This is a genomic window from Viridibacillus sp. FSL H8-0110 (genome assembly GCF_038003565.1).
Lineage (GTDB): Bacteria > Bacillota > Bacilli > Bacillales_A > Planococcaceae > Viridibacillus > Viridibacillus arenosi.
Genome location: NZ_JBBOPJ010000001.1, coordinates 1,661,300 through 1,678,059, shown reverse-complemented (window position 1 = coordinate 1,678,059; position 16,760 = coordinate 1,661,300). Strand labels below are relative to the sequence as shown.

The window sequence follows — 16,760 nt, the reverse complement described above, 5'->3', positions numbered from 1 at the left end:
TTTAATAAGTTTATGTGCTTTATGACAATAAAAATAACTGCATACTAAAAACGCACCCTGTAATTGGATACGCTTTAACTAATCAATCTTTAATTATGTTATATAAAGTATAGTGTTCTTTTTCTAACGTTTCGATAGCTTTAACAATTTTTCGGTAATGCAAGTTATCTGTAAGCGTTGGATAACGTTTTTTGATTTTTTCAGTAATCTAAAAGATATCTTCTAAATCGCTGACAAGTGATTCCATTTCATGCATTACAACACCTACTTTTCTCTAATTAAAAAACACACCCAATTGGATGTGTTTCAGTATTTAAAATAATTATTCTAATTCACTTTATATACACTTAGACTACATACAATACTTCGAGGCGTTTAGTAAGTTGCTTTGTATTGTCTTCTAAATCTTCCAATTCATTTTTTAATTGGTTAATTAAATCTCGACAAATTACTAATTCCTCTTCTACAGTCTCAAATGATAAATTTATTTGTTCCAGTACAATCAACTCCCTAAACAATTATACAAACCATAAGGAGTAGGTTGAATGATAATTATTTGCTATTTTCAACAAATTTTCAGCTACTCATCTTTGACTTTCAACACCCCTTTACCCTCTTGGTTTAATATTTCAAACTCTTCATTTGTAATCAAATTATTTTCATCTAGTAATTTCATCATAGAATTCATAAAAAACACTAGAGTATCTTTATCTCTCATTTCACTCAAGGCTTTTTCTAACCCATTTAAGTCACTCATTTCTATACACCTCCATAAATAATTATTGGAGGGAAATAGTTATTTTATACCTTAAAATTAACAATAGAAATAACGCTAGTCGATTGACTGCGTTTAAATTTAAATATCCACACAATACTTTTAATGGTAATATTTTCTTTATTAACAAAGGAGTGAATACCAATGAGCAATAAACTTACTAGAAAAGATAAATTAGAAATTGCTGTTGAATCATCATTACAACTCATACCATATGTTGGCGCCTCGTTATCCACAGCATATTTTTCAACAAAACAGGAGAAAAGATTTAAAAGGCTCGAATCATTTTACCAAGAATTATCTGACCACATAAATACTCTACAACCTCAAATAATTCCATTTGCTGAACATGATGAAGAAAGCCTAATTGCATTAATAGAACGTCTAAATAGTGCAATTGAAAAAGAACATTCCCGTACAAAAAGATCGTTGTTTAGAAAATTCTTTATAAATACTTTAAGTAATGCCACATTAGAGGATAACTATGACGAAAGACAAATGTTCCTAGATGCTCTTGCTGATATGACACAAGCTGAGTTTAAAGTCCTATTAAAATACTACAACGAACGTACAAAAAAGATAGCGCTGGATAGCGATATTGAGTTTGGAGCTAGAGCGCGGTTGGAGATGCAGGGTTTTTTAGTTTCTCATTATCGCGCCATAACTTCCACTGGAACAAGTCCAATAGATAAAAACATCGCTATTTCTCCATTTGGTATTAAATTTGTAGAATTCTGTGCTCATTAAAGCCCTTTATTTTGGGCTTTTTTTATTCACCTCCTAACCTCCCCACTAATCTGACCCAACTCCTGCTTAATCTTCTTAATCAAAGTAGGACGATTATTCCCAAATGTTCCTTCAAGTTGGAACCCTGCAGGTTCATAAACTTCCTTAACTTCTGTAATCCGTGCATCCATCGTCACATCCCATTCTTTATTTTGATTGGTAACGATATCGCCTAAATCATAATCAATTCCATACTTAAATGAGCTATTGGTTAGTATCTGACCTTCTAAATAATGCTCTTGTAAAAACTCTTGCATCTGTTGTTGTCCACGATCTGTTAAATCAGCAATTATTTCTGATTCTGGTCGTGGTACTTTTTCAGTTGTCTTATTCCCTTCTGGGTCAATGACTTCCACATCATCTTCTTCAGGTATATCCCTCGCATCGATAAATACTTCATGCCGGTTTAATCCTGTAGCTGTTCCTAATTTAATAACACGCCTGTCTACACCTTCGCCTTGTCCTGCAACGTATGCAACATTTTTATAGTTAAGTTCACTTTCCGTATAGTGAAGTGATTTTAAACTCTCAAACTGTGGACTGAAAATAACTGGCGGTAAAATGCTTTGACCAGATATTAAATTACGACCTTCCACAACATCGAATACAAACTTCTTATTGTGGATGTCCAAGGTAACATCCCATCCTAGACCAGATGCTAATGAGATATTCGCCATTTCCTCAGCTAAATTTTTATATCTTGATGACCATGAGACGTTTTGACCTCGGTTAAGATTAGGTGCAAGAATAACCTGTGTACTCTTTCGTTCCGCGTCATCTGGATTGATGATATTGTTATAAACATAATGTTTCATTACAGTTTCAGCGTTTGCTTGCTTGTTGTCATATCCAGTGTGGACGGGTGGAATTGTTATTCTATCTGCAATAACAGACTTCAAAGACCATCCTTTAATAAGCCAGTTTTCTGTGATTTTACCGCTCTGGTCAAGCTCAATTTCACGATGCTTAATCATAAAAACCTTATTCAAATCGTTTCCGACTAAAATAAGGTTTCCTCTTTGTAATTTATCTGCATCTTTTTTATAGCGATTCATGCGTATTTCGATTTCACCTATTGTATGCCAACGTCTTATAAAAAACATTGATTCGTAGTTATCGATTTCGGCTAGAATATCAATTGATTCTGATAGTATTCGAATTGGTTTTTTCATTGGATCACCTTAGTTTTTGACATAAAAAACACACCTCAATGGGTGCTTGATTGTATCTTATTAAGCTGGATTTCAATCACTTCAATCATATCTTCCTCCGTGGCGTCAAGTGCTATTTCGCTTGCCATGAAACGGAAAGGTCGTTCTAGTCCATCCACTATTGCAGTGATACGTCTAGCATAATAATGTTCTTCAATTGCCAATGTTGGTTTACCGATAATTGGATTTTTAAACTGGATTGATGTTTTTACGATTTCGATTGTCATATTAATACTCCTCCGTATTTGATATTTCTTTAATGTCTATAAGCTCCTCTATTTCAATCAGTTGGGTTTCCCCGTACCATGATTCCCCGATTTGACGTTCAACACCTCTTATATGCCAACTTTGAATAGAATCATGGTTATCGTTTCGTGTGCCAATAACCAATGCTTTGTACTTACCTTTTGTTTCACAAGTTACCTTTAACTTATCAGAAACTACAACGCCATATGCTCTACCAAAGTGTAAATGGGGATTCACCCATACATCTACATCTTTATTTAGATACTTGAAATAATCAGGTAGTTGGAACTCAACAGTTTGTCCATTTTCTGTCGCTTCTATTTCATATCTATAAAGGTTATCTCCTGCTGTTGGAGATTCTACTGTACCATGTCTAAGTATATGCGTATGCTGTTTATCGGGGTGAGTGTGAGGTATTTCAAAGTTTTTTGAACCTCCAACACTCCAACTGCCTTCCGTTCTAACGCTATGACTAGGACTACCTCCAAGCATAATCTGCCAATTATTATTAGCATTCCCTGCGATTGCCACCGAATCGGAACCTTTAGCAGTTGAACCATTTCCAATAGCAATACCCTCGTATCCCATAACCTTGGCATCTGGTCCTATAGCGGTAGCAGAATTAGCAGAAGTAGTGGCTCGAAAACCTACTGCGACACTAGCAAAACCAGCTGATACACTAGCGCTATTACCTACCGCCACACAGTTGTCATTAGCTGTATAACTACTATATCCAAGTTTCACGCTTAACCCATTATCTACAGCTTCTTTGGCGAGTTTTACAGCATATGGCGTGGTTGCCGTGGAAGTATCAGTTGAATATGAATTGTTTAGTTTGACCACCCCTTTTTGAGAAGTAGTTGCATCTTGAATAACAGGGATATCAGCGTTAATTACGCCATTATTTACGGTTATTCCATTACCGATTTTGACATGTCCAAACTCTGATTTAGATGCTTTTTGCTCAATATGTTGAGCCAGTAAATTATCATTGAATGAAGGCAATATCTTACTTCCTGCCCAAGGGCAAATAGTATCTTTACCACGTTCATCAGTTACATTAAATGTACTAATAAACGTCTGACCACCAACTATCCTTACCTGAGCAACTGATATTTCGTATATATTTGCTGTTTGAGTTAAAGTAGGTTCTACAGGCGATACACTAGCCACACCCTTTTTCACAAATGATTTTACGTGACGTGCTTCTGTACTCAAATCTAATCTAATAACAAAGCGATCAATACGACTTTTACCCACTGTTTCAGTATCGTGTGTATGATTTAATAAACTATCATTTGCGTAATATCGCCCTTCAACAAATGCTACACCGGTATTTAATTTTGTAATCATGCTTGAACCATCAGCACTAACGTTTAATTGATTACCCGCGCCTTTCATAACTCCAGTTGTTACTAATGAAGCAAAGTAATCGGTAAACTCTTGTGCATTATACTCCCTATCAAATACTCCACTCTCATCCTCAACAGGGTCAAAAAAGCTAAATTTTTCTGCCATTCATATACCTCCTTAAACACTTAAATATCTATGCTTGTATGAAACGTAAACCTCTGGACGACCGCTGTCTGTTATGAAACTAAATTTATTTTCACCCATATCCAAACTAAAAAAATCTGAATATGGGTCAATCCAAGGAAATCCGTTTTGACTAACTCCATCCGGTGCTACAATCTCAACTTTCTTATTTCCGAAAGTTGTTTCTAAAATTAATTTATACCCCTCCGGAATAGTACGGTTAACACGTATAAATTCACCTGTGGTAAGATTCGTAATCTTTGGGTTAGCTGCAGCTCCACGAAATTCCACGATGATTGGTGTGGGTACATCACCTTTATTTATTAGAATCCTCGAATCTCCACGACTGGCAAAACGTACAGGAAAATGAAATGAAAATCTGAAGTGTGCAACAAAGTCTTCAAGTTTAATATTTTCAGTCATTATATCTAACCAAAATGGTGACGGGCATATAAGATTGACTAACCCCTTTTGAAAGTTTTTCCCTTTATTATCTGAGCCAGTTGGAAATACAGGTACACCATCGGGTACTGCTTTTATTTCCCTTTTGGTATTTCCGTTTTCATAGATTAGTTTTCCTGCACCCAATTTTGAATTAAATACAGAAGCTACATATTGTCTTCTTTCTAAAAGCAAATCGTTTGTATTCCCCATTATTGCTATCTGTAAAGACAACAGGCGTTCATCAAATACAGAATCGATATGAGTACTCCCGTCTTGATATGGAGCTTTTGATAGCTGTACGTTCGCATGCACATCCCCTTTGCCATCCACAGAAGTTAAAATAAAAGGAGCCGAATTTTTCAGCTCCAAAGATTGTCCACGACTATTAATAAATGTAATTTTTTCAGCCATTTACACACCCCATTCCATGGCTAGTTGTCTTTGAGCTTGTATACTCTTTCTTGCCAGTTCTGAAGGTGATATATTAGGTACTTGGTTAACAATAGTAATACTAGATTGATAGCTTCTGGCATTGTCCACATGACTGACTGAACTACCTGCAAACCCACTAGAATAACCACCAGGATTAATATTAGGCATAGTGGCATTTGCCATCTTTTGAGCAGCATTTGTAATAGCGCTCATGTTTTGCTCCATACCTTCTGCAAGTCCTGCGGGGATCCATTTACCAAGGCCCATCATGACACGTGACGGTGATTTGATTTTTAATGCACTAGCGATAGTTTTAGAAATTGAATCAGCAATAGCTTGAGCTTTCTTTTGCAACGATGGCTCCATATCTTCCATACCTGCCATAAGACCTTTGATGGTATCTTTACCGATGGATTTCATAGAAGTTTTCATAGTTACAAACTCATCTGTCGTACCTGTTCGAATTTCTTTAATTTTAGAAGCCCATTCTTTCTTATAAGCATCTAATTCCTTCTTAGTCTCAGCAGTTAATTCCTTGATTTTCTTATTCGTATCTTTATTCATCTGTGCTAATTCACTTTCAGCTTGCGTTCTAGCTAGTACATTCTTATCCTTCCACAGTTTAGCGTATTGTGTAAGTTCCTGATCAGTTAAAGTTGTTAGTGCTGCGATCTCAGGTGCCGCTTTAGGGCCCATTTGACGTAATTCTTCAAGTAGTCCTTTGTCGATTCCCTTTTTCGCCAACAATTGAATATTTTTAGACCAAGTTTCAAATACAGCAACTTGGCCTTGCAAGTTCTCAAGAAGCTTTTGACCAGTTATATCAGATGATTGAGACACTTCATCAAAAATACCTGCAAAGCTTACAAGTGATGCTGTTCTATCATCCACAGCTTTTTTATATTCATCTGTTAAAGCTTTTTCGCTTGCAATCAACCTTGCATTTGCATCAGCAACTTTAGCTGTATATTCATCAGTAAGCGATGTTAATTGATCGTGTATTTTCTTTTTAGTTTCATAAATACTTTGGTCAATTTGCTTACGCTCATCAGAACCTTTTTTATAGTTCTTCTGTAATTTTTCCCATGCTGCTAATTCTTGTGTTAATGACATTTCATTCATTTTTACTTTATCTTCAATAGAAGATTTAGCAACGTCGAATACTTCTTTTGCATGCTTTTTATTAAGCGTAACAATTTGAGCGTTGATTTTAGCTACAGCATTCGGAACATTAGCATACTGAGTTTTCATGGCTTCTAAAGATTTTACATACTCGGTAATATCGATTTTCTCAGCTTTAAATTTTAGTGAAAGGTTCGACATTTTTGTGTTGAATTCTTTTTTAGCTGATGCTGCTAATTTGTTTGCTGCTGTTTGTGCCGCTTTTTCTTTTTTACTAATTCCATTAACAAATCCTTGGCCTGTATGCTCCCCTAATTTAGTTGTTACACGAGAAGGTGAACGAATATCCAAGGCTTTCTTAATCGTACTTGAAACACCTGTAGCAATAGATCTTACCTTATCTGTAACTGCACCCATCATCGAACCGATACCATTAATTAGACCTTGTATGATGTGTTTACCAACAGACACCAAATTAATACTGTGAAGGAATGATGCAGCTTTTCCCCACCCAACATCTACTGCTGTTGCGACTCCGCCCATAGCTTTGCTCACAATTGATTTAAACATATTAAATATGTTAGTAATGATATCTTTAATTCCATTTAGGATAGTGGAAGTAATGCTCTTAATTCCATTCCAAGAGGAATTAACAGTATTTTTTATTCCACCCATAAGAGTGGTAATAATTGTTTTAATTCCGTTCCAAATACTTGAGATAACTGTTTTGGTTGCATTTAAAATAGAGGAGATGGATGTTTTATAAAGATTGAATGAACCTATTATTGAACCTTTCAATACATCTAAAACTCCGGTTATTATTCCTTTAATACCGTTCCAAGCGCTAGTTACCAAACTTTTAGCTGTTGGTCCAAATGACTTCAAAGGACCTAACAATTTACCGACAAAGTATAGATTGATACCGCCCCAAATGGCTTCTAATGCACCTGAGAGTATCTGTTTGATACCTTCCCATACACCTTTCCAATCGCCAGTTAGAAGACTACTAAACGTTTTGATAATGCCTGTGATAACTTTCGTGACGCCCTCTATCACATTTTTTATAGCTTCCCAGGTAGAAACCACTAATGCTTTTATAATTGGCCACACGACACTCATAACGCCTGATATCACTTTTAATGCTACGTCAATTACAGTTGAAATTGCTGACCACACATTAGATGCAGCTTCCTTAATACCTTCTTGATTCTCTGACCAAAAAGTTGATAACTGATCACCCATACTTTGTACAAATGAAACAATTCCACTCATTGCTGATGAGATTGCATCTTTGATAGCTGACCAGGTTGAATCAACGACATTTCTAAATCCCTCATGATTTTTGTATAGTCCTACAAAAACAGCTGCCAAACTTCCGATAGCTAATACTGCAACACCGATTGGCGCTACAATTCCCGTCATAGCTGTTCCGAGTACTGCCATTAATCCCCCTGCCTCACCAATCGCTAACGCTACAGGAGCCAATGCGGTGATTATTGCCCCAACAGAGCTAACTAACATCCCAACGACAATTAATACAGGGCCTATTGCTGCTGCTATTCCTGCAACAGCTAAGATGAATTTTTTAGTACCTTCCCCCATTTTAGAGAAACCTTCTATAAATGGTGTAATCTTGTCCACAATCTGCATCATCATTGGTATTAATATTTCTCCGAATGTCATGCCAACTTCAACAAGTTTATTTTTCAGGATTGCTAATTGTGATGCTGTAGTTTTATAACGCTGTTCAGCTTCATTTGATAAAGCTGTGTTTTCTTTCCAAGCATCCGAGGATGTTTTTACGGCACCTGATAATAAATCAGATGCACCTGCCATACGTAGCAACGTGTCAGATTCTCGTATACCCTTAATACCAAGTATGGATAATATTTCGGTTAGATTTTCACCTTCACCACTAGACTTAGCAAGTCCTTTTACAAACAAATCCAGTGCGCCTGCTGCGTCTGTTTCAAACGCCTTTTTAAATTCAGCACCAGTGACACCTGCTGTTTTCGCATATAACTCTAAATACTTTCCGTTATCTGCTACGGCAGTTTGCATTTTTTTAAGAATCGTGGACATAGCTGTACCGCCTGCTTCGGCTTCGATACCTAAACTGGACATTGTTGCAGCAAGTGCCAAAATATCAGATTCGCTCATCTTCACTTGTTTCCCTTGACCAGCTAAACGCATAGCCATGGATGATATTTCCGATTCGGTTGTTGCGTAGTTATTACCTAACGCTACAAGTGAGCTACCTAATTTATCAAAATCATTTTGAGACATTCCAACGATGTTGGCAAACCTCGCAAATTCTGTAGCTGCTTGTTCACGAGTTAAATTGGTAGATTCGCCTAGATCAATAATAGTTCGTGTAAAACCTAAAATATTATCTTCGGCGATACCTAACTGACCAGCCGATTCAGCAACTGCAGCAATATCACTAGCTGATGTTGGCAATGTTTGTGCCATATCACGTATGCCTTTTTCTAACTTTTTAAATCCCGCTTCAGAGGTATCTACAGTTTTTCGAACACCTGCAAAAGCTGATTCAAAATCAATAGCTGCTTTTACAGCACCACCAACCATTGCGGCAATCGGTGCAGTAACATAAAGTGACATTGATTGCCCAACAGCTTTCATTTTATTTCCTACATTTTGCATCGTCTGACCAACCCGTTGCATCGCCTCGCCCGCACGTTGCCAACTAGATTGAGAGCGTCTTAATTCCTCTTCTTGCCTCCTCAAAGCTGCAGTAACATCGCTGATTTCAGTTTCAGTACGGGTATATTCGGCAACAGCTCTATTTAGCCTAGCCGCTAATTCTTCAGTGGCTACAGAGTTTTCACTAGTTTCTCGTTTACTTTGCTCATAAGCTGCTCGTAAGTTTCTCACTTTGGCTTCTTGGCTACTCAACAATCGAGTTAAAGTTTCTTGTTTAGTACGTAACCCATCTGTTGTGTTACCCCACTCACGCCCTCTATTTCGCACGATAGACATTTCTTGTCCCAATGTTTTAATACTTCTATCAATGCTTGCAAGAGAACGTTCAAACGTTGCACTATTCATGGAAAGGCTAACCCTCAGATTACCAACTTCTGCATCTGCCATTTTATTTCACCAACTTTTCATGATTTGACTTGTTACCATTTCACTTGATCTGCAAAAACTGTTGGTGCCTGTTCTTCTCCTTTTGCTTTCCAACCTTTGAAATCACAATGTCTGTCCCATAAAGCGAGCAATTTTCGCATTGTCATCTTCCACACTTCTTCTTCTTTTCGATTTAGATGAACAGTTCCGATATAAATAAAAAAATCGAACGGTAATTCGCTCGATTCCACTACTTTCCCGATTCAGTTTGAGTTGCTTCTAATTCTGGCATTGCATCACCTAACGCTTGCCCTAACGCTTCTACAACACTAGACATATTAGCCATTGTTATTAATGAACCAACTTCTTTTTCTGTTAATCCCTCATGCTCAAACAATGCAAATAAAACTGCACGAATTATCTTAAAATCCGAACCATCTATACCTGTCAAAACTGTGATTACGTCATCTCCAAATTTTTCTTGTAGTGTACACATAGAGTTCAAATCGAATTTAATATCATATTTTTTCCCATCTGCTAAAGTGACCTTTGTACCTTCGTCTTTCATAATTTCTGCTTTCGTTGATTTACCCATCATCTATTCCTCCTAATTTTTAATAAAAATAAAAAGTGAGCCGATTATCCGACTCACTCCGTTTGCTTACTTAATAATAAAATTCGTTCCTATTACCGCATCCCCTATAGCAAGGGGTGTACTAGGGCGCAGGTGTTACTGAGAATGGTGGTAGTTGAACTTCTGTAAACCATTTAGCGAGTACTGCAGGATCTACCCCTTCGTCATCCTCATCTTGCAACCAACGTTTGACACCGTTACCTTTGGTATCAATGACTGTATCACTGTGGACAAACACTCCTTTGATTTTTGGAGTGTTATATTCGATAGAATCACCCTGCGTTTTATATTCTTCTTCAGGCAATTGAAAATTACCTTTGTAATACACTAAATAACGATATTTACCATTAGATTTTTTTGAACGGAACATTAGTGCTCCATTTGGCGCAGTGTCTGCTGTTGTATCAATTACACCGCCACCCACAACATGCTTACCTAATAACTTTGCGTAAACATCATTAGCTAACGCATCAATACCTAATTCGATTTCTGTTTCGCCTTCTGCGCTTGCTGATTCAGCTGCTCCATCATCCGCATAAAGAACCGCATTAGAAGTTTTTGGTGATACCTTCGCTTCCATTGCTTTAGCAATACGGTAAGGTTTGTCATACCCACCTTCAGCACCTACTTTTTCTGGTGCAAAGAATAAATCTTTTAAACCGATTAATACTCCACTCATATATAATCATTCCTTTTCTATAAGTTAATTTCTGATTGATCGTCATAATAAAACTGCAAAACTTTGTGGAAGATTTTCGTATCATCTTCATAAAGTTCATGTGCAGTTACACGCGAGAAGCCTTGTTCTTTCAATAATTTCTTTACCTGTTTGACTACATCCACAAAGTTGCCTTTTGACCACACATCAATTTGGATAGAATGACGTGTTTCTTGCTCTATATCCTCGGCAAATACTACACCCATTTCGTTGTATTGAAAGAAGGTAATGTACGTTGTAGCTGTTCCTGTGTACGTTAATAGAGCAACTGGAATACCAATTGGTTTGAGAGTATCAATGATTAATTTGTTTAAACTCATAATCCTAACTCCCTCCCTACAACTTCAGCCATTTTCCTTTCTACATTAGATTTCTCTTGTTCGAAAGTCGGCCTTACTACAGGTCTTGCAGGCATTTTAGATGTTCCAAACTCATGAAAGAATAAATAAAAGGCGTCACTGTTTTGATTGGATAAACCAACCTCAATGGCGCCATTAATAACTTTCGAACTAATTTTAAAACTTCGCTCTGATTTACCAGAACGCTTCTTTAATCCATGTGAATAAACATTTGATTCAAGCTTGTCACGTAAATATTCGCCTGCTTCCGTCAATGCCTTTTCTTCAATTACTTTTGTGTTGGCCATTCCAGTTAATCGATTCCGTAACTCTTCTAATCCAGTGAATTCAAAGTCCATCAACAGCACCGTCCCTTGTTTCACGAACGTGTATTGTCCACCATTGATTATTTTCATCATCATTGGTCATGGAAATGATTTTATAAATCTTATCTTTATGACGGATCCGCATGTTGTCATCCACATCCTTTCGATAACGGATGCCGATTTGCTTCACATCTTGCAACTGATCTGCTGCTGCTTCATAAAAAGCTTTGCCTTTTAATGTTTTAATAGCTGCCCAAACCGTTACATAATCTGTCCAATCAATAATTGGAAAACCGTCTTCATCCTTACCAGGTGGATTTAGAAAAGTAATCCGATGCTTCAATTCTCCGGCATTATTATTCGAACGATAATTCATTCCACACACACCCATTTCAACTGTAAAATCAGAGCCTGTAAACCGAAAGGAATGGGTATCTGAGCGACTTTAATACTTGTAGGATTAATTACATTACGATTCTCGTAAAAGTGCGTAGTGAGCATATGAACAGCTAATCGGTGTTCCGCATAAACGTCAACATCGCCTACCTTTAAGTAATAATCGGAAGGTTGCGATACCCCTGCATTTTCAAGATATAAAATGGTTGCCTGTAGAAATGAAGAAAGAGACGTGTTTTCATCGTCTCCATCAATTCGTAAATATTCTTTTAGATCATTTAAGAGTTTTTCCAATTCATATCACCCTCTTTTAAGTAGCTTCAAGTGCATCGAGTCTAGCGATAATTTCATCATACTGTGCTTTTGTACCGAAACCATCTTTGCCTGCTGCACCAGTGGCTCCTTTTGCACCGGTAGGACCTTCAACTCCATCTATTAACGCAGCAAAATCAGCACCAGTAGGTTTTTTACCAGTGCTGAACTTTTCTTTTAGTTCTTCTTTTGATGCCACTTACATCATCTCCTTAATCAATAATTAAATCTTTTCCGATTACAGCTGCCCCTATTGCTTGGGGCTTATTAGGGCGCAACTACATCAGCAATACGGAATGCGCTTGTCAATTTAAGACGGTGGTCAAAGTAAGCTGTTACCACAAATTGTTCAATACCCGTTTTAATATCTTTATCTTGTTCAAATGTTTCACCAATGTCGTAGTTGAAGTGAGAGTAAGAGAAATCTCCAACAATTGGTTTAGTAGCACCATCTGCAAAAATTACTGGTTTACCAAGAACCTGCTCTGGTTGCGCTGTATAAAGAGTTGTATTTCCATTAGCCAATACCTCAATAATGTCTGAGTAATCTTTATATGACATTACAATTTTAGCGTTTTCACGATAGTCTTCATGTAGATCTGCAATCGCATCTTTAATTGCTTTATATTTATCTGCACCTGTCACTACTTTGATTGCATTTTCCGTTGAATAGAATGACATGTGTTCTTCGCCAGATTTAGGAGTTGTAGCAAAAGCTACTTTCTTTTCTTTAGCAGCTACACCTGATTTAAGTGCATTTTCCACATGTGACACTAAGTTTGCATCAGATCCGTTGATAACTGTTTCGGACACACCTGCAAATACTTTGAATTTGTTACGAGTGAACGAAACAGTATCACCTTTTGCCTTTAATTCTTTTGCAGTTGCCATATCATCGATGAAATCATCGTCATCTAGCGTAAATGCTAAACGTGGTAATTCTAAGTTTGTGATTTGTGTTACTGCTGAAATACCGCGTAATGGATTTTTAGCAAGTGGCGCAAGAATAACATCTTGCGATACAGTTTTCGGTAAGAATTTACCACCGCCAGATGCGGCATCATCGCCTAGTGCAGCACGAACTTCTCCATCTAACGCTTTACCTCGCATAGCTGAACGAATTAGAGTAGCCTTTGCAGCCACAACTTTTTGCTGTGGATCATCAATAGCTCCTAAACCTTTTTGATTTGCTAATTTCGCCTTTTGTTCTGCTTCTAATTGGTCATGTTGTTGTTTCACGATATCGAAACGAGCCTGTAAATCTTGTTTTGACTTCTGCGATGCTTGAATATCTTCAAGAGATGCAGATGGATCCATAGCTTTTTGTGAAAGCTCACCTTCTACTTTTTGCAATTGTTGACCTAAAGTTGCAATTGACTGTTTCAATTCAAAAAGTGTTTGTCCACCAAAAAATTGAATCGGTAATGTTAGTAACGCTTTAAATGCTTTTGGTTTATATGTTTTCATAATTATTTTCCTCTTTTCATCAAAGTATTGTGTTCAAATAAGTAAGATTCGCCTTCGAATCTGCGAGAATGCTTTCACGTAACGCTTTTTCTTCAGCTGAGATAATATGTGGTGCTGGTTCTTTTAATTGCTGAGGGATATTTTTAAATTGCTTGGCAAATCGGTCATCGATAGATGCCACCATTTGATTAGCACTTTCAACCACATCGCACAAACCATAATTGAATGCTTCTTCAGCCGATAACCACGTTTCTCCATCAAGTAACTGTTTCAATGTATCTTCATTCAACTTATCACCAGCTTTATCCAAATACATTTGCATTGTTGATTGATTAATACGTTCTAAATCGTCTGCTGCTTTGCGCAACTCTTCAGCGTTACCACTTGCCCAAGTCCAAGCATTATGGAGCATCAACATCGCATTTGAAGGCATTCGAATTTCATCAGCTGCCATTATAAGTACACCTGCAATCGATGCTGCTAGTGCATCCACATGAGCAATAACATAAGCTTTGTGGCGTTTTAACATGTTACCAATTGCTAATCCTTCAAAAACTGAACCTCCAGGACTGTTTACGTAAAGATGAATTGTGCTAAAGTCTCCAGCTTCATCTAATTTCTCTTTAAAAATTGTGGAGGACATTTCGCCGAATTCTTCCCAAGCCCATTGAGTAATTTCGCCATAAATAAAAACATCCGCTGATTTTCCATCTGCAGATGCTTTGATATCGAAGAAACTACTCTTTTTCTGTTTGGTCATTTTGTTCACCTCCCTTCGTAGATGTTGTTTTACGTTGAGTTGGGTCCATTTCCATCGGATATAAATCCCCTGATATCCACAATTCATTAGCCTTACCCCCGATTGGCGGTAAATCCTCTAATTGTCGAACCTCATCTGGCTTCATTCCGCCACTTCGTAACATAGCTTGATAAAAATTAGTACGGGCAGCTGTGTCACCACGTAAAAGACCACCTAAGTTGAATTTGAAATACAATCCATCTTGGCGGTCTTTTTTAGTTAACAATTTGCGGTTAAATTCATGCTCATATTGACGTACTATTGGCAATAACGTCATATTTACAAATTGAATCATCATTTGTTCATTAGATCCGTAACTCGCACCTTCATTATCATTCAAAAAAGATACCGGAACATTAAAAACGTTAGCAACCCTTGAACGTGTAATGCGCTCAGATGCTAACGTATCGGATGCTACATATTTACGTTGGATTTCTTTAAGATTCACACCAGGCTCTTGGAACAAAATTCCGCCATTTTCTTTATAAAACCTTTTGAAATCCTCAATAATCTTTTGACGTATTTCATCTTTAACGTTTGCTCCATACTCTAAAATAAATGATTCTTTTTTCTCCATTTCAGAAAGTGAAAATTCTTGAACTGCTTTATCATATTTCAAAGTATTTTTAAGAACCTCAATTGGATTGATACCTCGCCAACGCGATGCTCCGCTAATATGCTTTACGTGTAACATGTTCATATTGTGGACGTAGATTGTACCGCTATTAGCTTGTATTTTATACCATAGCTCACCATCATCGTTATTTAAGAACTCTTCCACATAGGTAGCATCTAAAGGGATGATTGTTTCTGGTTGCATTCGAATATCACGTTGAATGATTGCATAACCATTTCCTTTTTCATTACGACTGACTTCAATTTTGTTTATTAAATCAAACCCACTCATATTAGAATTAGGTTCATTGATTAAAACATCAGCTGCTTGATTCAGAGTTATGTCATATTGATCATACAATTTCAAAGGTAGTGCAGATAAAGTATTGGATAACCGACTGATAACGCTGAAAATCGTCTCATTTGTGACCAACTGTGAATTATCAACACCCCAAAAAGTACGTCCAAACCAATCTGAAAAATCATATGTTTTACCATTCCAACCTGCTATAGCTGCTTTCGCTTTTACATTTAACTTTTGATACCATCTCATTTCTGTCTCACCACCTTCCTAGGTCGCTCGAAGGTTTTACTAAAACAGCTATTGTCGTTGTTGATTAAGTGTAATTTCCGATGTGGAAGTAGGTTGTATAGTTGTTGCATCCAGTTAATAAATCGATTCATGGTTTGCCCTCCTTTCAGACATAATAAAAAGCCACTCTATTGAGTAGCTTTAATAAACAGCTCATATGTTAATTCTTGGTTGATTTAGAATGAAGTTTGATTACTAAAGCACCCGTTAGTTTTATAAGGTCAGAGAAGCTTCTTCAACAATCGCGCCCGATTGTTGAGAATCAAGATATTGATTACTGCCTATTGCTATTTAATAGGGTCATTATTTTAATCTATTAGTGAAAAATCTTTTTCGATTTGATCAATAGACCAATTAGTTATTTCTGCAATATATTTCAATAGGTCATCAGTTTTTTTATCATTATTGAGTTTTTTAAATTTTTCAACATGACCCTCAAAACCATTAAAATATTCACTTTGATAATTTGGGTTGTTATAAATTTTTATAAATTCAAGATAATCTTTTGTAGACATCTTATCTTTAATTTGAATAAGAATATCATACCAATTTTTAATTCTTTTTTCATGAATAGGCTTTTTTACGCCACTTTCTTTTTTTTCCTCATTCTTTATCTGTTGAATAAACTGTTCGATTTCAAGTATATATTGAAAAAGTTCATTCCTATTTTGGCTATCCAATTCAGTTAGTATTTTTGTTTTATAATGATTATAGCGCCCTTTCCTATAATGCAATTTTCCTTCTGTTTTGTTTGATTCTTTTTTCTTTTTCCTATGTTTTTTTATTGACTCTCCTCCAGCAGCCACAGCACCTACCGCTGCAACTATCTCTTTGTAGTTGTCTTTAATAAATTTCCCTGTATTTGGTCCATATTTTTTAATACCTTCTTTAATTGGTCCAATTGGTAATCTTGACATATTT

The 16,760-nt window shown here is 36.6% G+C and carries 19 protein-coding genes; 1 reads left to right on the top strand and 18 read right to left on the bottom strand.

The window, feature by feature from the left end; genetic code table 11:
• Positions 1 to 347 precede the first annotated feature (347 nt).
• The gene (locus MHH98_RS08350; RefSeq protein WP_340712512.1) at positions 348 to 506 is read right to left on the bottom strand and encodes a hypothetical protein; all 159 of its coding nucleotides are present in this window, start codon (positions 504 to 506) and stop codon (positions 348 to 350) included.
• Positions 507 to 580: 74 nt separating this feature from the next.
• Positions 581 to 757 carry a hypothetical protein gene (locus MHH98_RS08345; RefSeq protein ID WP_340712510.1) on the bottom strand — a complete coding sequence of 59 codons (177 nt, stop codon included), beginning with the start codon at positions 755 to 757 and terminating at the stop codon, positions 581 to 583.
• 162 nt (positions 758 to 919) lie between these two features.
• Here MHH98_RS08345 and MHH98_RS08340 point away from each other — a divergent pair, with 162 nt between their 5' ends.
• Positions 920 to 1,522, top strand: a complete 603-nt coding sequence (locus tag MHH98_RS08340; RefSeq protein ID WP_340712508.1) for a hypothetical protein — start codon at positions 920 to 922, stop codon at positions 1,520 to 1,522.
• A gap of 26 nt (positions 1,523 to 1,548) precedes the next feature.
• On the opposite strand, the gene MHH98_RS08335 is transcribed toward MHH98_RS08340, so the two are convergent.
• From MHH98_RS08335 to MHH98_RS08260, 16 genes are all read right to left on the bottom strand, one after another.
• Positions 1,549 to 2,733, bottom strand: coding sequence for a siphovirus ReqiPepy6 Gp37-like family protein (locus MHH98_RS08335; protein WP_340712506.1), 1,185 nt, complete (start codon positions 2,731 to 2,733; stop codon positions 1,549 to 1,551).
• Between the two features lie 35 nt (positions 2,734 to 2,768).
• Positions 2,769 to 2,999 carry a hypothetical protein gene (locus MHH98_RS08330; protein ID WP_340712504.1) on the bottom strand — a complete coding sequence of 77 codons (231 nt, stop codon included), beginning with the start codon at positions 2,997 to 2,999 and terminating at the stop codon, positions 2,769 to 2,771.
• A 1-nt stretch (position 3,000) separates the two neighbouring features.
• Positions 3,001 to 4,536 (bottom strand): tail fiber protein, encoded by a 1,536-nt coding sequence (locus tag MHH98_RS08325; protein WP_340712502.1) that lies wholly within the window; start codon positions 4,534 to 4,536, stop codon positions 3,001 to 3,003.
• A gap of 12 nt (positions 4,537 to 4,548) precedes the next feature.
• A complete protein-coding gene (locus tag MHH98_RS08320; protein ID WP_340712500.1) occupies positions 4,549 to 5,409 on the bottom strand; it encodes a phage tail family protein in 861 nt (286 codons plus the stop codon).
• Positions 5,410 to 9,663: a phage tail tape measure protein gene (locus MHH98_RS08315; RefSeq protein ID WP_340712497.1), complete on the bottom strand. Its 4,254-nt coding sequence runs from the start codon at positions 9,661 to 9,663 to the stop codon at positions 5,410 to 5,412.
• Between the two features lie 229 nt (positions 9,664 to 9,892).
• Positions 9,893 to 10,237, bottom strand: coding sequence for a hypothetical protein (locus tag MHH98_RS08310; protein WP_340712496.1), 345 nt, complete (start codon positions 10,235 to 10,237; stop codon positions 9,893 to 9,895).
• Positions 10,238 to 10,358: 121 nt separating this feature from the next.
• Positions 10,359 to 10,955 (bottom strand): major tail protein, encoded by a 597-nt coding sequence (locus MHH98_RS08305; RefSeq protein ID WP_340712495.1) that lies wholly within the window; start codon positions 10,953 to 10,955, stop codon positions 10,359 to 10,361.
• Positions 10,956 to 10,972: 17 nt separating this feature from the next.
• Positions 10,973 to 11,314: a hypothetical protein gene (locus MHH98_RS08300; protein WP_340712494.1), complete on the bottom strand. Its 342-nt coding sequence runs from the start codon at positions 11,312 to 11,314 to the stop codon at positions 10,973 to 10,975.
• On the bottom strand, positions 11,311 to 11,691 hold the full coding sequence (locus tag MHH98_RS08295; protein ID WP_038185455.1) for an HK97-gp10 family putative phage morphogenesis protein: 381 nt from the start codon (positions 11,689 to 11,691) through the stop codon (positions 11,311 to 11,313). Before MHH98_RS08295 ends, MHH98_RS08300 begins: the two co-directional genes overlap by 4 nt.
• Entirely contained in the window at positions 11,681 to 12,034 is a 354-nt protein-coding gene (locus MHH98_RS08290) for a phage head closure protein (RefSeq protein WP_340712491.1), read from the bottom strand. The genes MHH98_RS08295 and MHH98_RS08290 overlap by 11 nt, the downstream gene beginning before the upstream one ends.
• On the bottom strand, positions 12,031 to 12,348 hold the full coding sequence (locus MHH98_RS08285) for a head-tail connector protein (RefSeq protein ID WP_340712489.1): 318 nt from the start codon (positions 12,346 to 12,348) through the stop codon (positions 12,031 to 12,033). The genes MHH98_RS08290 and MHH98_RS08285 overlap by 4 nt, the downstream gene beginning before the upstream one ends.
• Before the next feature lie 16 nt (positions 12,349 to 12,364).
• Positions 12,365 to 12,565: a hypothetical protein gene (locus MHH98_RS08280; RefSeq protein WP_340712488.1), complete on the bottom strand. Its 201-nt coding sequence runs from the start codon at positions 12,563 to 12,565 to the stop codon at positions 12,365 to 12,367.
• A gap of 68 nt (positions 12,566 to 12,633) precedes the next feature.
• Positions 12,634 to 13,833, bottom strand: a complete 1,200-nt coding sequence (locus tag MHH98_RS08275; protein ID WP_340712487.1) for a phage major capsid protein — start codon at positions 13,831 to 13,833, stop codon at positions 12,634 to 12,636.
• Between the two features lie 19 nt (positions 13,834 to 13,852).
• The gene (locus tag MHH98_RS08270) at positions 13,853 to 14,593 is read right to left on the bottom strand and encodes a head maturation protease, ClpP-related (protein ID WP_340712485.1); all 741 of its coding nucleotides are present in this window, start codon (positions 14,591 to 14,593) and stop codon (positions 13,853 to 13,855) included.
• Positions 14,571 to 15,800 carry a phage portal protein gene (locus MHH98_RS08265; RefSeq protein WP_340712483.1) on the bottom strand — a complete coding sequence of 410 codons (1,230 nt, stop codon included), beginning with the start codon at positions 15,798 to 15,800 and terminating at the stop codon, positions 14,571 to 14,573. The genes MHH98_RS08270 and MHH98_RS08265 overlap by 23 nt, the downstream gene beginning before the upstream one ends.
• Before the next feature lie 347 nt (positions 15,801 to 16,147).
• Entirely contained in the window at positions 16,148 to 16,756 is a 609-nt protein-coding gene (locus MHH98_RS08260; RefSeq protein ID WP_340712481.1) for a hypothetical protein, read from the bottom strand.
• Positions 16,757 to 16,760: the final 4 nt, after the last annotated feature.

Excerpts from the sequence above, each read along its gene's own strand:
- MHH98_RS08345 (WP_340712510.1), bottom strand. The coding sequence starts at position 757 with ATGAGTGACTTAAATGGGTTAGAAAAAGCCTTGAGTGAAATGAGAGAT.
- MHH98_RS08340 (WP_340712508.1), top strand. The coding sequence starts at position 920 with ATGAGCAATAAACTTACTAGAAAAGATAAATTAGAAATTGCTGTTGAA.
- MHH98_RS08335 (WP_340712506.1), bottom strand. The coding sequence starts at position 2,733 with ATGAAAAAACCAATTCGAATACTATCAGAATCAATTGATATTCTAGCC.
- MHH98_RS08330 (WP_340712504.1), bottom strand. The coding sequence starts at position 2,999 with ATGACAATCGAAATCGTAAAAACATCAATCCAGTTTAAAAATCCAATT.
- MHH98_RS08325 (WP_340712502.1), bottom strand. The coding sequence starts at position 4,536 with ATGGCAGAAAAATTTAGCTTTTTTGACCCTGTTGAGGATGAGAGTGGA.
- MHH98_RS08320 (WP_340712500.1), bottom strand. The coding sequence starts at position 5,409 with ATGGCTGAAAAAATTACATTTATTAATAGTCGTGGACAATCTTTGGAG.
- MHH98_RS08315 (WP_340712497.1), bottom strand. The coding sequence starts at position 9,663 with ATGGCAGATGCAGAAGTTGGTAATCTGAGGGTTAGCCTTTCCATGAAT.
- MHH98_RS08310 (WP_340712496.1), bottom strand. The coding sequence starts at position 10,237 with ATGGGTAAATCAACGAAAGCAGAAATTATGAAAGACGAAGGTACAAAG.
- MHH98_RS08305 (WP_340712495.1), bottom strand. The coding sequence starts at position 10,955 with ATGAGTGGAGTATTAATCGGTTTAAAAGATTTATTCTTTGCACCAGAA.
- MHH98_RS08300 (WP_340712494.1), bottom strand. The coding sequence starts at position 11,314 with ATGAGTTTAAACAAATTAATCATTGATACTCTCAAACCAATTGGTATT.
- MHH98_RS08295 (WP_038185455.1), bottom strand. The coding sequence starts at position 11,691 with ATGGACTTTGAATTCACTGGATTAGAAGAGTTACGGAATCGATTAACT.
- MHH98_RS08290 (WP_340712491.1), bottom strand. The coding sequence starts at position 12,034 with ATGAATTATCGTTCGAATAATAATGCCGGAGAATTGAAGCATCGGATT.
- MHH98_RS08275 (WP_340712487.1), bottom strand. The coding sequence starts at position 13,833 with ATGAAAACATATAAACCAAAAGCATTTAAAGCGTTACTAACATTACCG.
- MHH98_RS08270 (WP_340712485.1), bottom strand. The coding sequence starts at position 14,593 with ATGACCAAACAGAAAAAGAGTAGTTTCTTCGATATCAAAGCATCTGCA.
- MHH98_RS08265 (WP_340712483.1), bottom strand. The coding sequence starts at position 15,800 with ATGAGATGGTATCAAAAGTTAAATGTAAAAGCGAAAGCAGCTATAGCA.
- MHH98_RS08260 (WP_340712481.1), bottom strand. The coding sequence starts at position 16,756 with ATGTCAAGATTACCAATTGGACCAATTAAAGAAGGTATTAAAAAATAT.